This window comes from Zoogloea sp. (genome assembly GCF_028693495.1).
In the GTDB taxonomy this organism is placed as follows: domain Bacteria; phylum Pseudomonadota; class Gammaproteobacteria; order Burkholderiales; family Rhodocyclaceae; genus Zoogloea.
In genome coordinates, this window is record NZ_JAQUVG010000014.1 from 1 (window position 1) to 13,635 (window position 13,635).

Sequence of the window (13,635 nt, forward strand, 5' to 3'; positions counted from 1 at the left end):
CGGAATCGGCTCGAAAGACGGCTGGAAAGTGCTTCATGCCAAACCACGCCGGGGTTCTTCAGCGTCGATTTTTCCCAGCCAAGCTGGAAACGGAAGGTGACGATGCAATTTTCAACACCCTGCTAAGCCGGTCTCTCCGTCTGCCCTCCTTTACTCTTCCTCTTTCCGGGATATCCCGCCATGTCTTCTCTCATCAATGCCTTGCGCCAGAAACTGTCTGCCGAGCGCGTGATCACCGACGAACTGCGCCGTCTGGCTTACGGTACGGACGGTAGTTTTTACCGGCTCATTCCCGAAGTGGTCGTCGTCGTCCACGATGAGGAAGAGGTTCGTCAGGTGGTGGAAGTGGCACGCACCCATCGCCGCCCGGTTACTTTCCGGGCCGCGGGGACCAGTCTGTGTGGCCAGGCAGTGACAGATGGTGTATTGGTTTTGCTGGGGGAAGGCCTCGCCATCTGCGAAGTGGGGGCTGACGGAGCTACCGTCCGGGTAGGGCCGGCAATGATTGGAGCGGAGGTAAACCGTCGTCTGGCGCCCTTCGGACGCAAGATCGGTCCCGATCCGGCCTCCATCAATGCGGCCAAGGTGGGCGGCATCGCGGCCAACAACAGTTCCGGCATGTGCTGTGGTACGGCCCAGAACAGTTACAACACCCTGGCTGGGATGCGCGTCCTCCTGGCTGACGGGGCCTTGCTGGATACCGGGGACGCGGTGAGTGTGGCGGCATTCCGGATCAGTCATGCCCGCCTTCTCGAACAATTGTCCGTGATGGCAGCCCGGGTCCGCGGGGATGCGGCTCTGGCTGCCCGGATCCGGAGCAAGTACAAGATCAAGAACACCACCGGCTACAGTCTCAATGCCCTGGTGGATTACAGCGATCCGGTGGACATCCTTGCACACCTGATGATCGGTTCTGAAGGCACCCTCGGGTTCATTGCCCGGGTTACCTACAACACGGTCCCGGAATACGCTCACAAGGCCAGTGCCCTTGCCTTCTTCCCGGACATGGAGAGCGCCTGCCGCGCTGTGGTTGATCTGAAGCACCGGCCAGTAGATGCGGTGGAGCTTCTGGATCGTGCTTCCCTGCGCTGCGTTGCCGACAAGCCCGGCATGCCGGCCCTGCTCACGACCCTGCCCGAGGGGGTGACGGCTTTGCTCATCGAGACACGGGCCCCCTCCTCCACCGAGCTCAAGGACCGGATCGGGAAAGTGATGGAGACGCTCGAAGCCTGCCCCCTCATCGAGCGGCCTGCCTTCACTACCGACCCCGCCGAGATCGCAGGGCTCTGGAACGTGCGGAAGGGCACCTTTCCTGCCGTTGGTGCTGTACGCAGACCGGGGACGACGGTGATCATCGAGGATGTGGCTGTCCCGGTACCCATGCTGGCCGCCTGTTGTCTTGACCTGCAGGGGCTTTTTGCCAAGCACGGCTATCACGAGGCCATCATCTTCGGACACGCCCTGGAAGGCAACGTGCATTTCGTGTTCACGCAGGACTTCGGCGTAGCGTCCGAGGTGGTTCGCTACGCAGCTTTCATGGATGAGCTGTGCACCACCCTGGTGGACAAGTACGACGCTTCCCTCAAGGCCGAGCACGGCACTGGTCGCAACATGGCACCCTTTGTGGCACTGGAATGGGGGACCCAGGCTTACGAACTCATGAAGGAGATCAAGCACCTCTTTGATCCGGAAGGCTTGCTCAATCCGGGGGTGATCCTCAATGAGGACGCAGAAGCCCACCTAAAGCACCTCAAGCCCATGCCCGCCGCCGGGCTGCTCTATGCCCCTGTGGACCGCTGCATCGAATGCGGGTTTTGCGAGCCCCAGTGTCCCTCCCATGGCCTGACCCTGTCGCCCCGCCAGCGGATCGTCGGCTGGCGGGAGCTGTCCCGTCGCAAAACGGCTGGCGAGGCGCCCGGGCAACTGGGGGAAGACTACCTGTACATGGGCCTCGATACCTGTGCCACCTGCGGCCTGTGCTCCACGGCCTGTCCGGTCGGCATCGAGACCGGCGCCCTGACCCGGGCTGTACGGGGAGAGAACCTGTCCCGCGTGGCACGCAGCCTGGGACGGGTGGCCGCCAACCATTACGGTGCAACCCAGGCGCTGGCTCGGGCAGCCCTCAAGGTCGGCCATCTGGCGGAAGCCGTGATCGGGCCGAAAGCCCTGGTTCGTCTCTCTGGCGGTGCATGGAAGGAAGGTATGCCGATGCCCCAGCCCCTTGGGCGGGCCCGCCTCACCGAAGGGGACAAGGTCGTTTATTTCCCTACCTGCGCCGGTCGCATGTTTGGCGCCGAAAGCCCTGAGCAGGCCCTGTCCGCTACCGTGATCCGGGTGCTGGAGCGGGCTGGTTTCGCGCCCATCCTGCCGGAGGGCGTGAACACCCTGTGCTGCGGCCAGTCCTTTGCGAGCAAGGGCCTGGCCGAGGATGCGGATCGCAAGTCGGCCGAGCTCGAGGCGGCCCTGATGAAGGCCAGCAACCACGGGCAGTACCCCGTGGTGCTCGATGCCAGTGCCTGCTCCCTGAGGATGAAGACGTTCCTGGCTGAGCGCCTGAAGGTGTATGACCTCGTGGAGTTTGCCCACGATGCCTTGCTCCCCCGCCTGATGATGCACAAGAAGACGGAGCCGGTGCTTCTGCACCTGAACTGCTCGGCGCGCCGGATGGGGGCGGAGGAGAAGCTCCGGCAGCTGGCCTGCGCGTGCGCCGAGCAGGTGGTCATGCCGGAGGAGGTCAAATGCTGTGGTTTCGGGGGCGACCGGGGATTTGTGGTGCCCGAGCTCAATGCCCATGCCCTGCGTAAACTGGAAGTGCCTGCCGGCTGCCGCAGCGGCTACTCCAGCAACCAGACCTGCGAAATCGGTCTGACCCATGCCACCGGCCTGGCCTACCGCTCCATCGTCCATTTGCTGGATGAATGCAGTGCCAAGGCGCAAAGACTCGCCCGCTGTTGATCTGGTGCGCCTTTTTCTGCTAAGGGCGGGCCCCAAATAGGCTCACCTTCGACCTCCGGTCGCCTGATGTACGTTAGGTGCATGCGGAAAGCATGCTTCATGACCATCCGCCTCGCCCAGATGTTCAGCCGCTGTGGTTTACCCAGGCAGTGAAGTGGTTGACTTGCCTGAACTCTGGCATGGGAACATTGTTCAAACCGCTGTGTTCATCTGGTGAGGAGCGATCCTCGATAGTCCTGGACGATCAACCTGGCGCTGAGATGGGATGGCTCCAGGGCACAGGCTGTCTTATCATGACGGAAGTGCAGCATCTGTGCTGCCATGCAAGGAATACATCATGCCGACCATCAATCCCTCGAGCCTCGCCTCTGCCTACAGCTTGCAGCGGCCTCAGGCTCCGCAGTCCATGGCATCCCCGGCGACCACCGCACCGGCGGCTCCTCAGGCGGCGCCTCCTGGCGCTCCGGTTCCCGCTCAGGACAGTACCCGTGTTGCCATCAGCCAGACCGGAGTCGATGCCCTCAACGCATCGACAGCGCAGGGAACTGCAGTCACCAATGGCATGCGCAACCCCTCCACTCAGGCTGTCGTTCAGGGAGATCCCGCCAGCCGGAACGGCGCAAACGCCTACTCGTCCGCTGCAGCCACCCGGATGTACGACATGGTCCAGTCCATGTCGCCGAACACGCCGTCCGGTGAGGCCGCCAGGGATCTGGTGAAGCCGCTGGCTTGAGTCCTCCGGCGCACGGCGCCGAACTGTTGAACAGGCTAAAACCCCCGCCAGCCCTGCAGGGCTGGCGGGGGTTTTAGCGTTTGGGAGCGGTGGTGCCCTGGTGGGTATGGGCATCATCGCGTTGCCACCGGAGGTGGGCTGAACGACACCCCGGCGCGGTCCAGAGCATCCGTCGGGCAGGCCTCGGCCAGGATCCAGTCGATCAGGGCTTGGGTCTCCCTCGACGGGACCGGATCCCGCTGCAGCAGGCAGAAGACCTTGTTCGAGCGGGGGCCCGGCTGCGGGGTGGCCAGGGCCACCAGCCGGCCATCCTCCAGCATCGGGCGGATGAACTGGCTGCGCCCCAGGGCGATGCCCTGACGGGCGACGGTGGCATGGATCATCTGGTCGAACAGGTTGAAGCGGAGGACGCTCTTGGGCCGCACCTGGGACCAGCCCTGCATTTCCAGCCAGTTCTCCCAGTTCCACCAAGGGGAGCGGTCACCCTCGAATTCCAGCAGGACCGAGCGCGAGATGATCTCCGGGTCGTCCAGCCGGGTGATGCCGAGCCCCGGGTGGGCCACCGGAAAGATCGTCTCGCCAAACAGCCGCCGGGCGCCGGCGGGCATGTGTTCCCCAGCGCAGTAGCGGATTGCCACGTCCAGCCCTTCCCGGTGCAGGTCCACGATGTCGTTGTTGGCCGACAGGCGGACCTCGACTCCTGGATGCTTCTGCTGGAAATCGGGCAGGCGGGGCAGCAGCCACAGCCCGATGAAGGAGATGCTGGCCGTAAGGGTGACGGGCCGGGGCGTGCCGAGGCTGGCCTGGAGTTCGCCGAGGGTGTTCTGCAGTTGTTGCATTGCCAGGTCGGTCACCCGGAACAGCCGCTCTCCCTCGGGGGTGAAGCGGATTGCCCGGTGGGTCCGCTCGAACAACTTCATGCCAAGGCTCGACTCCAGTCCGTGCATTTGACGGCTGACCGCTGACTGGGTCAGGAACAGGTCCTGGGCGGCCAGGGTGATGCTCATGCGCCGCCCCACGGCCACGAAGCTCCGCAGCAGGTCGATGGAGGGAATCCGCGAGAGGGGAATTGACATTCTCTAGGCTCATGTGAGGCGCCGAAAAACTCAGTTGAGCCGCGCCGATCCATGAATTCTAATGCAGGTACTTTCCTCTACCCGGAGTTCATCAGCATGGCACACCTGTCCGAACCTTCCTTTGTCGAACGTATCCGGGCCAGCTTTGCCCGGCAGAACGCGATGCACCTCATCCGGGCCACCCTGCCGGTCGTGGAGGAGGGGCGCACGGAGATCCACCTGCCCCACTGGGAGGGAGTGGAGCAGCAGCACGGCTTCGTCCACGGGGGCGTGGTCGGGATGATTGCCGACTCGGCGGCGGGCTACGCCGCCATGACCCGCGTCCCGGCGGAGGCGTCGGTGCTCACCGTCGAGTTCAAGATGAACCTCATGGCCCCCGCCGATGGGGAGCAGCTCATCGCCCGGGGCGCCGTGGTCCGTTCCGGCCGTACCCTCATCGTCACCCGGGCGGAAGTGTTCGCTGTCAAGGGAGGCAAGGAGTCCCTCTGCGCGCTCATGCAGCAGACCATCATGGTCATGCACGGCAAGGGCGAGAAGTGACGCCATGATCGATGTATATAGCTGGCCCGCCCCCAACGGGCACAAGGTACAGATCCTGGTGGAGGAGCTGGGCATCCCCTACCGGCTCATCCCCATCGACATCACTCGGGGTGACCAGCACGCGGCGTCCTACCGGGCCATCAACCCCAACGGAAAGATCCCGGCCATCGTCGATCATGCCCCCACCGGGGGCGGCGATCCCCTGACCGTCTTCGAGAGCGGTGGGATCCTGCTCTACCTGGCGGGCAAGGAAGGCCGTTTCCTGCCTGCCGACCTGCGTCTGCGTGGCGAGGTCCTGCAATGGCTGTTCTGGCAGGTGGGGGGGCTCGGGCCCATGATGGGGCAGGCCCAGCACTTCTTCCGCTATGCACCCCAGCCGGTTCCCTACGCCCTCGAGCGTTACCAGAACGAAACACGGCGGCTGCTCCAGGTCCTCGACCAGCGGCTGGCCGGCCGCGACTACCTGTGCGGGGACTATTCCGTCGCCGACATGGCCTGCTTCCCGTGGATCCGTATCCACGCCCTCACAGGGGTGTCCCTGGCACCGTTTGCCCATGTTCAGGCCTGGTATGGCCGGGTGCGCCAGCGCCCTGGAGTAGGGCGCGGCCTGAACCTGCTGAGGGAGCGCTGGGTGGATGTGTCCACCTCCTCCGAGGCCAAACGGAATCTCTTTCGCACGGACTGATCGATCATGCATTTCCAGGACTCCCCGGTCGTCGACGCCTTCATCGACCTCCGCAGCCCCTACTCCTACCTCGCCCTCCAACCCGCCCGCCGCCTCGCGGAGCGCAGCGGCACCCCCTTCGACTGGTGGCCCTACATCACCGACTTCCGCTCCGCCTACGGGGGCGAAGTCGAGGAGCGATCCCGGCGGGATCAGGCCAAGGTCAAGTACCTCTACATGGACTGTCGGCGCCTGGCCCGGCTGCAGGGCCTCACCATCCGTGCCACCACCAAGCTCTGGGACGCGACCCTCGGCAGCGAGGCCATGCTCTTCGCCAAGGCCCGGGGCCGCCTTTGGGCGTTCTGCGATCCCTTGCTCGCGGCCTTCTGGCGCCGGGAGTTCGATCTGGAGTCCCCGGCGGAAATCGAGGCAGCCCTCACGGCCGCCGGGCTGGACGTGGACGACTGGCGCCTCTGGCAGGCCAGCGAGGCGCCGGCGGCTCGCGCCGCAGCCCAAACGCGGGCGGAGGCCCTGGGCGTGTTCGGTGCACCCACCTTCGTCTACAAAGGTGAGCTGTTTTGGGGGAGCGACCGGCTTGGTCTGCTGGCGGAAACCCTGGATCCGCTCCAGCCCTGGACCTTTTGAGGTGCATCCTGTTCCGCCGCACCTTGCGCGGCCTCCGGCGTGATCAACGCCGGCGGTTCCTGCGGCCAGTTCCTGTTCGCACCATTCCTGCAGAGGCTCATCCAGACGGTGGGCTGGGGCAGCACCCTGGGCGCCATGGCCCTGATGGCCCGTGCCGTCCTGCCCCTGGTGGGACGGCTCACCCGGGCCCCGGCGGTGGTGCGGCCCCTGCCGGAGCCCGGCCGGGGGGCGATGCACGCGGTTCGGAGCGCCTTGAAGGACCGTAGTTACCTACTCCTGCACCTGCGGCTTTCACATTGCGTTCCTGGTCACTCATCTGCCGGGTGAGGTGGACCTGTGTGGTCTGCCGCCCTCCGTGGCCAGCACGTCCCTCGCCATCATCGGGCTGGCCAACATCTTCGGCAGTCTCTATGCCGGCGCCTGCGTTGCCCGCTACCGCAGCAAGCACGTGCTGGCGCTCATGTACAGCTCCCGGGTGGTGTTGATCGGTGCATACCTGCTCCTACCCCCAAGTTCGCTCACCTTTTACCTGTTTGCCGCCGGCCTCGGCTTCACCTGGCGCCTGGCCACCCTGGCGGACCTCATCCACCTACCCATCCGCGAGGCTCGTCTCCCGCGTCCGGCCCTGGCGGGCTGAGCGCCTTTCCGACTCCACGATTCCACGAGGACTTCCCGTGACTCAACCCGTGCCCCAGGCCATCTTCTACTTCGACGTGATTTCTCCCTGGGCCTGCCTGATGGATGAGGCCCTGCGCCGGGAACCCCTGCTCCTCGAGCGGCGCCCGGTCCTGTTCGCCGGCCTGGCGGGCCACCCTGGACCGCCTGGGCCTGGAGCAGGCGCCCCCCTACCGGGACGCTCCGGAGATCAAGGCCAGGCTTCGGGAGAACACCCGCGCTGCCGCGGCCGATGGCGTTTTCGGCGTTCCCACGATCACCGTGGGGGAGCGCCTGTTCTGGGGGTTGGATGCCCTGCCCATGCTCCGTGCCTGGATCCGGGGAGACCCTGTGCTTGATACCCTTGCCATGCGGGCCGCAGCGCAGGTCCGTCCGGGGGCGGTGCGCTAGCGTTTCCGCGAAGGCGTGCGGACCCTGAAGGGCTGCATGGCCTCCCGGCGCGTCGCTGCCCAGCCCCAGCCGGATCGACTGGCTGGCACAACACACAAATCCGCTCACCTTTGCCTTTGGTTTGCCCGCCTGCTCCTGGGCAGCCCCTCCGCCATGTGCGCCAGTCGTCCGATAAAGACGCCGCTCCCCGCGCTTGCGGGATGATCTCCCGGAAAAGTGTTGTGCGGATGGACGAGGGATTCATCCCCATGGGCGGGATGCGGGAGGACTTTCGGAAGGGGAAGCGGCGTGCCGCGGGAGAGCCCGGGCACACGGCTCAGTGTCCGTGGTAGAACAGGTAGCCGATCAGGATGGCGCCCACCAGGCCCACCAGGTCGGCAATCAGGCCGCAGGCCACGGCATAGCGGGTGCGGGTGATGTTCACGCTGCCGAAATACACCGCCAGCACGTAGAAGGTGGTCTCCGTGGAGCCCTGGATGATGGCGGCCAGGCGCCCCTGGAAGGAGTCCACCCCATAGGTGGTCATGACATCCACCATCAGCCCGCGGGCGCCGCTGCCACTCAGGGTCTTCATGAGTCCGACAGGCAGGGCCGGCACGAAGTCGGCGTTGAGCCCCAGGGCGATCACGACGCTGCGGATCCCTTCGATCAGGTAGTCCATGCAACCACTGGTGCGAAAAAGGGAGATCGCGGCCAGCATGGCGATCAGGTAGGGAATGATCTGTACCGCCACGCCGAAGCCTTCCCGGGCGCCTTCCACGAAGCTCTCGTAGACATCCACGCCCCGCCAGGCGGCGACGGCGACGAACAGTACGATCAGGGACACGATGATGCCGCTGCCCAGGAGACCGATCATCTCGGCCATCTGGGCGGGGGGCAGACCGCCGAGCCAGGCATGGAGCCCTCCCATCAGGGCGGCGAATCCCCCCAGGAAACCCAGCACCGGCCAGCACAGGAGGTTGATCCGCTGCCAGGTGGCTACGGCCACCAGGCCCGCGCAGAAGGAGACGAAGGTGCCCAGCAGCGTGGGCAGGAAGATGTCCGCTGCATTGAAGCCCACGAGACCCTGCTGAAGGGCCAGGCTCTGGCGGATGGCGATCACCGAGGTGGGGATCAGGGTGATCCCCGCCGTGTTCAGCACCAGGAACATGATCATCGGGTTGCTGGCAGTGTCCTTGCGGGGATTGATCTCCTGCAACTCGCCCATGGCCTTGAGCCCCAGGGGCGTGGCGGCGTTGTCCAGCCCCAGCAGGTTGGCGCTGAAATTCATCACGATGCTGCCGCTGGCCGGATGACCCGCCGGGATATCGGGAAAGACCCGGCGGAAGAACGGCGCCAGGGCTCGTCCGAAGAGCTGGATCAGCCCTCCCTTCTCCCCCACCTTCATGATTCCCAGCCATAAGCTCATGATGCCCACAAGACCGATGGCGATGTCGAAGCCGGTCCGGGCCGTGTCGAAGAGGCCCGTGAGTACCCGAGTGAACAGGGTCAGGTCCCCCTGCAGGGTTTGCACCAGGGTGGCCACGAAGCCGATGAGAACGAACGAGATCCAGATCCGGTTGAGCACGATGGCGGTGGGCGTGCCGCCGGAGCGGCCCTGCCGGGCAAGGGGAAAGGCCGGCAGTCTAGCGGTGGGGCGGGTGGCCTGTCATCGTTCCGGGAGGCTCCAGGGGCGCCGCAGGCGATGGAATTCCGTCCGGGGCAGCTGCACCAGCAGGGGATGGGCGCGGCCGTCCAGCCACCGGGCCAGGGTTTCCATGGCCTCCAGTGCCATGGCCGTGCACCCTGCCGTGGGGATGCCGGCGGCTTCCCAGACATGCAGGAAAATGCAGGAGCCGGCACCGGGCTTGCGGGGTGCCGTGTTGTGGGCCACCACCGCACCGAGGGTGTAACGGGCGTCGGCGCGGCGCATCTCCTCGGCGGAGCACCAGTCGGGGGCAAGCCGGGTCTGGTCCACAAGGCAGTTGTAGTGGGTGGAGGCGGCGTCGTCCACGCACCGGAGTCCGGCGTGGGTGGCCAGGTAGGGCAGCCGGGCGGCCTGGGTCACGGGGCTGTCGGCGTCCTCCGTGCCGAACAGGGCCGTGAGGGTAAACACGCCCGCAGGGGCGCACTGGTCTCCTTCCCGCTTCGAGGATCCCCCCATGGGGGGGTGCAGGCCCCGCCCCCAGGCCATGCCCCGGTGGCCGAGGCTGACGGGGATGGCGGGCCCCTCCCGGATCCAGGGGCTGTCGTCCTCCCGCCGGAAGCGCTGGAGGGTGCCCGTGGGCGCAGCCCAGCTGTCGGACAGGCACAGCAGCAGCTGCCGGCAGGCGCTGGGCAGGCGGAAACCGTCGGGCATGGAGGCGGAAGGCCTGCGCGGGGCCGCGCTGGCAGGGGTCAGCCGGAAAAGAGGTGGCCGAGCTTCTTGCGTTTGGTGGCCAGGTAGTGGTGGTTGGCCGGGTTGCGCCCCACCTGAAGACCGACCCGCTCGCTGACTTCGATGCCGATCTGGGTCAGGGCGTCCACCTTGCGGGGGTTGTTGGTCATCAGCTTGAGGTGGGTGATGCCGAGGCTCGCCAGGATCGGCTTGCAGATCTCGTAGCGCCGCAGGTCGGCGGGAAAGCCCAGCAGGTTGTTGGCTTCCACGGTGTCGGCGCCGCCGTCCTGCAGGCGGTAGGCGCGGATCTTGTTGGCCAGGCCGATGCCGCGTCCTTCCTGACGCAGGTACAGCAGTACGCCGCGTCCTTCCCGGGCGATCCGTCTGAGGGCCTCCTCCAACTGGGCGCCGCAGTCGCAGCGCTGGCTGAACAGGGCGTCGCCGGTCAGGCATTCGGAGTGGACCCGGCCGAGCACGGGGGCGCCGTCGTCGATGGTGCCCAGGGTCAGGGCCAGGTGTTCCTTGCCGCTGGCTTCGTCCACAAAGCCGTGAAGCATGAAGGTAGCCCAGGGGGTTGGCAGCTCACAGGCGCCGATGGGCGTCAGGGGGGGGGGGCCAGCGTCCGTCTGTACCTGCTGGTGTTCCATGAATGATCTTTCTCGATGAATGAAGCGGAAACCCCGAATCTAGGGCTAAGCGGTGGTTTTGGGAATAGTCTTTTGGGAGGGGGGACCCGGCGGCTTGGGCGAAAACGCCCCGCGGGAGGCATGCCGGCTGCCAATGTAGCGGCTCTTGCGCGGCAGAAAAAGGGGATTTGCGGAAAATCTCTGTTGCAGAGGATACAACAGAGGGCGGGGTCTGCCCCGCCCGCAGGGGCCCGGTGCGGGAATCCGCCCGGGCCTGGGCCGGTCAGCGCCGCTGGCGGCGGCGGGTAATCAACCCGAGCAGACCGAGACCCGTCAGCATCAGGGCGTGGGAGGCAGGTTCGGAAACCGTGGCAGCGGCGATCCGGGTGTACTGACCGTCGAACCAGTAGCGGGCCCCGCCCCCGTTGATGGTGGTATCGCCGATCAGGTTCAGGAAATCGGCATTCGATGAGAGATCCCCCAGGAAGCGCAGGGCGTCGGCGGTGGTGTCATCCTGGCGCAAGGTCAGGGTGTGGATGCCGTCGATGGTCCCCAGGCCCAGGAAGCCCAGGGACGACTCTCCCAGATCCACGAGGGTGTCTCCGCTGAGGGAGAGACGGGCAAAGCGCTGGGCGACGCCATTGCCTCCGTTCCGGAGGGACAGCATGCCGCCCGCCAGGATCAGCTCGCCGTCGGCGGAGAGGCGGTGGGCCCCGTCCAGGATCAGGTGGCCGCCGTCGATGTGGGTGCTGCCGGCGTAGTCGCTCTGCCCGGACAGGGTGACTTCGCCACCCTGGATGTTCACCTGCGCGAAGTTGGAGATCCGGCTGGCGTAGTGGGCGGCCATACCGGCCCCGCTGGCGATGGTCAGGGTGTTCCGGCCGCCGATGCCTCCGTCGATGGCGCCGATGACGGTGCCGCCGGTGAGGTAGAGGGCGTTGTTGCCGGCGCCCAGGTCGATGGCCTTGCCGCTGCTGCTGCCGTCGATGGTGCCGGCGTTGATCAGGGTGTCGTCGTTGGCCCCGGTGCGGATGGCGGCGTAGGTGGCGCCGCCGCCGACGATGGTGCCCCCGGCGTTGTTGCTGAGGGTGACGGTGAAGCCGTTGGCGGCCCCGCCCACGTAGATGGCCGAGTCGTTCTGGCCGCGGATCGTGCCGCCTGCCTGGTTGACGATGCTGCTGTGGGCGTAGATCCCTTCCCGGATGCCGGCCAGGGGGCCGCTGGCGATGTCGTTCCCCACCAGGGAGATGCCCCGCCCCAGGGCATTGGCGTTGCCTGCGGCCACCAGGCCTTCGATGGTGCCCGCGTTGAGGATCGTGCCGCCGCCGGCAGAGATGCCCTCGCTGTAGGCGGGGCCGCTGGCGGGGTTCGCCACGGCGTTCTGGGAGCGGATGATCCCGGTGTTGGTGATCTGCACGAGGCCGTCCACATCGACCCCGTCGCCGTCTCCGGTGATGCCGTTACCGCTGATCAGGCCGGCGTTGGTCAGGGTGATCTGCTGCAGGGCGTTGAAGCCGTCCAGATTGATGCCGGAGCCGTCGTTGCCGCGGATCACGCCGCCGGCCAGGTTGGTGATGGTCTGGGTGAACGCTGCCGTGGCCGTGGCGGCGCCTCCGGTCACGCCGCTGCGGGCGCCTTCCACGAGACCACTGTTGGTGATCCAGATACCGCTGTTCTGCTGGGCGTCAATGCCGTCGCTGCTGCCACCCGTCGCTCCCAGGGATTGAATGGTGCCTGCGTTGTGGACCACTCCATTGACGCCGGGGCGTACCGCATCGGCATGGCTGGCCTGGATCAGGGCGCCGGCGTGGTTGGTGACGATGTTGCTCCCGGAGGCGATGGCGTTGAAATCCACCACTTGGGCTCCCCCCGCCGAGAGGTTGTGGGAAATCATCCGGCCGTAGTTGTCCAGGGTGACGCTGGCCTGGGCCTTGTTCATCTGGATCACGTCGGCGTCCTGGGCCTGGAGGGTTGCCGTGCTGTTGGTTAGGCTACCGTTGGTGATCATCAGCCCGGACACGCCGGTGTTGTCGCGGATGACCCGACCGCTGCCGGTCTGGGAGAGGTTGCCCTGGTTGTTCAGGGTGGCATTGTTGCCGGTGATGGTGAGCGCCACAGTGGTTCCGCCGACCTGCAACTGGCCGGTGGCGGTGATCGTGCCGGTCTGCCCGGCGGCCAGGGTCTGGGGGGTGCCGGACAGGTCGGTGATGGTGAAGCTGGCGGCCTGGACCGGCTGCAGGACCAGCCCGCCCAGGCCAGCCAGAAGCAGCGCGGTGGTCAGCCGGCGGGGCTGGAGACGCGGGACGGCAGTGGGAGGAAGGCGGTGGAGGTCCTGGGGAGCGGATGCATTCGGGGTGGGCATGGCGGGTCTTTCCGGGGCGATCGCTGGCGCGCTGTCAAAGGCGCTGTGCCCATGGGGCAATGGACATGGGGGATGGAAGTGAAGTGCTGACCGATGAAAATAACGTGCGAGTATTACAGGCCCATTAAGCGTTTTCCGCCGATGACGGCGGCCCGGATACGGTCGTGATCGGATGGGCAAACCTGATAGGCTTTAAAAAAGAACCTACTTCCGGAGAGTCCCATGTCCCGTGTCACTGCCTGGGTGACGGCAGGTGCCGCGCTGCTGATGGCAGCTGCGTTGCTCCTGCTGGCCCGTCAGGTCCATTCCCACCAGCAGCGCCTCGAGTTGCCCACGCCCTATCAGGCCGTGGCCCTGGCCAACGGCCAGGTGTTCTTCGGCCGGCTCGATGCGGACCAGGGCGATTTCCTGGTGCTGCGGGACAGCTTCTACATCCAGTCCCGCCAGAACCCGGAGAGCCGGGAGGTGGCCAACGTGCTGGTCAAGCGCGGGGGCGAGGCCCATGGGCCGGACCGGATGCTGATCAACCGTCACCACATCCTGCTGCTGGAGCCGGTGGCTGAGGATTCGCGGATCGGCAAGTTGATCGCCGAGCAGCAGGTGTCGCGCTGAC

General features: G+C 66.3%; 12 protein-coding genes and 1 pseudogene. 8 read left to right on the plus strand and 5 right to left on the minus strand.

From position 1 onward, the window contains the following. The first annotated feature begins 180 nt into the window (after positions 1 to 180). Together PHD22_RS04070 and PHD22_RS04075 are read left to right on the plus strand one after the other, a co-directional pair. Positions 181 to 2,955, plus strand: a complete 2,775-nt coding sequence (locus PHD22_RS04070) for an FAD-binding and (Fe-S)-binding domain-containing protein (RefSeq protein WP_299862654.1) — start codon at positions 181 to 183, stop codon at positions 2,953 to 2,955. Between the two features lie 337 nt (positions 2,956 to 3,292). Beyond that, positions 3,293 to 3,688, plus strand: coding sequence for a hypothetical protein (locus PHD22_RS04075; RefSeq protein ID WP_299862657.1), 396 nt, complete (start codon positions 3,293 to 3,295; stop codon positions 3,686 to 3,688). A gap of 113 nt (positions 3,689 to 3,801) precedes the next feature. Here the strand turns inward: PHD22_RS04075 and PHD22_RS04080 are convergent, their stop codons facing one another. Further along, positions 3,802 to 4,764 (minus strand): LysR substrate-binding domain-containing protein, encoded by a 963-nt coding sequence (locus tag PHD22_RS04080; protein WP_299862660.1) that lies wholly within the window; start codon positions 4,762 to 4,764, stop codon positions 3,802 to 3,804. A gap of 96 nt (positions 4,765 to 4,860) precedes the next feature. Here PHD22_RS04080 and PHD22_RS04085 point away from each other — a divergent pair, with 96 nt between their 5' ends. The 5 genes and pseudogenes from PHD22_RS04085 to PHD22_RS04105 all read left to right on the plus strand — a co-directional run bounded on the left by PHD22_RS04085 (position 4,861) and on the right by PHD22_RS04105 (position 7,678). Further along, complete coding sequence (locus PHD22_RS04085) at positions 4,861 to 5,304, plus strand: PaaI family thioesterase (RefSeq protein ID WP_299862727.1); 444 nt, start codon at positions 4,861 to 4,863, stop codon at positions 5,302 to 5,304. A gap of 4 nt (positions 5,305 to 5,308) precedes the next feature. Continuing rightward, positions 5,309 to 5,989, plus strand: coding sequence for a glutathione S-transferase N-terminal domain-containing protein (locus tag PHD22_RS04090; RefSeq protein ID WP_299862663.1), 681 nt, complete (start codon positions 5,309 to 5,311; stop codon positions 5,987 to 5,989). A gap of 6 nt (positions 5,990 to 5,995) precedes the next feature. Then, complete coding sequence (locus PHD22_RS04095; RefSeq protein WP_299862666.1) at positions 5,996 to 6,613, plus strand: DsbA family protein; 618 nt, start codon at positions 5,996 to 5,998, stop codon at positions 6,611 to 6,613. 27 nt (positions 6,614 to 6,640) lie between these two features. Next, positions 6,641 to 7,250: pseudogene (locus PHD22_RS04100) on the plus strand (MFS transporter); the annotation flags it as partial. 104 nt (positions 7,251 to 7,354) lie between these two features. Beyond that, positions 7,355 to 7,678, plus strand: coding sequence for a DsbA family protein (locus PHD22_RS04105; protein ID WP_299862669.1), 324 nt, complete (start codon positions 7,355 to 7,357; stop codon positions 7,676 to 7,678). Between the two features lie 316 nt (positions 7,679 to 7,994). Here the strand turns inward: PHD22_RS04105 and PHD22_RS04110 are convergent, their stop codons facing one another. The 4 genes from PHD22_RS04110 to PHD22_RS04125 all read right to left on the minus strand — a co-directional run bounded on the left by PHD22_RS04110 (position 7,995) and on the right by PHD22_RS04125 (position 13,022). Beyond that, positions 7,995 to 9,245, minus strand: coding sequence for a spore maturation protein (locus PHD22_RS04110; RefSeq protein ID WP_299862672.1), 1,251 nt, complete (start codon positions 9,243 to 9,245; stop codon positions 7,995 to 7,997). 81 nt (positions 9,246 to 9,326) lie between these two features. Next, the gene (locus PHD22_RS04115) at positions 9,327 to 10,016 is read right to left on the minus strand and encodes a L,D-transpeptidase family protein (RefSeq protein WP_299862675.1); all 690 of its coding nucleotides are present in this window, start codon (positions 10,014 to 10,016) and stop codon (positions 9,327 to 9,329) included. Between the two features lie 38 nt (positions 10,017 to 10,054). Further along, positions 10,055 to 10,681 carry a GTP cyclohydrolase II gene (gene ribA / locus PHD22_RS04120; protein WP_299862677.1) on the minus strand — a complete coding sequence of 209 codons (627 nt, stop codon included), beginning with the start codon at positions 10,679 to 10,681 and terminating at the stop codon, positions 10,055 to 10,057. A gap of 262 nt (positions 10,682 to 10,943) precedes the next feature. Next, positions 10,944 to 13,022 carry a hypothetical protein gene (locus PHD22_RS04125; RefSeq protein WP_299862679.1) on the minus strand — a complete coding sequence of 693 codons (2,079 nt, stop codon included), beginning with the start codon at positions 13,020 to 13,022 and terminating at the stop codon, positions 10,944 to 10,946. 222 nt (positions 13,023 to 13,244) lie between these two features. Here PHD22_RS04125 and PHD22_RS04130 point away from each other — a divergent pair, with 222 nt between their 5' ends. Further along, entirely contained in the window at positions 13,245 to 13,634 is a 390-nt protein-coding gene (locus PHD22_RS04130; protein ID WP_299862681.1) for a hypothetical protein, read from the plus strand. Position 13,635: the final 1 nt, after the last annotated feature.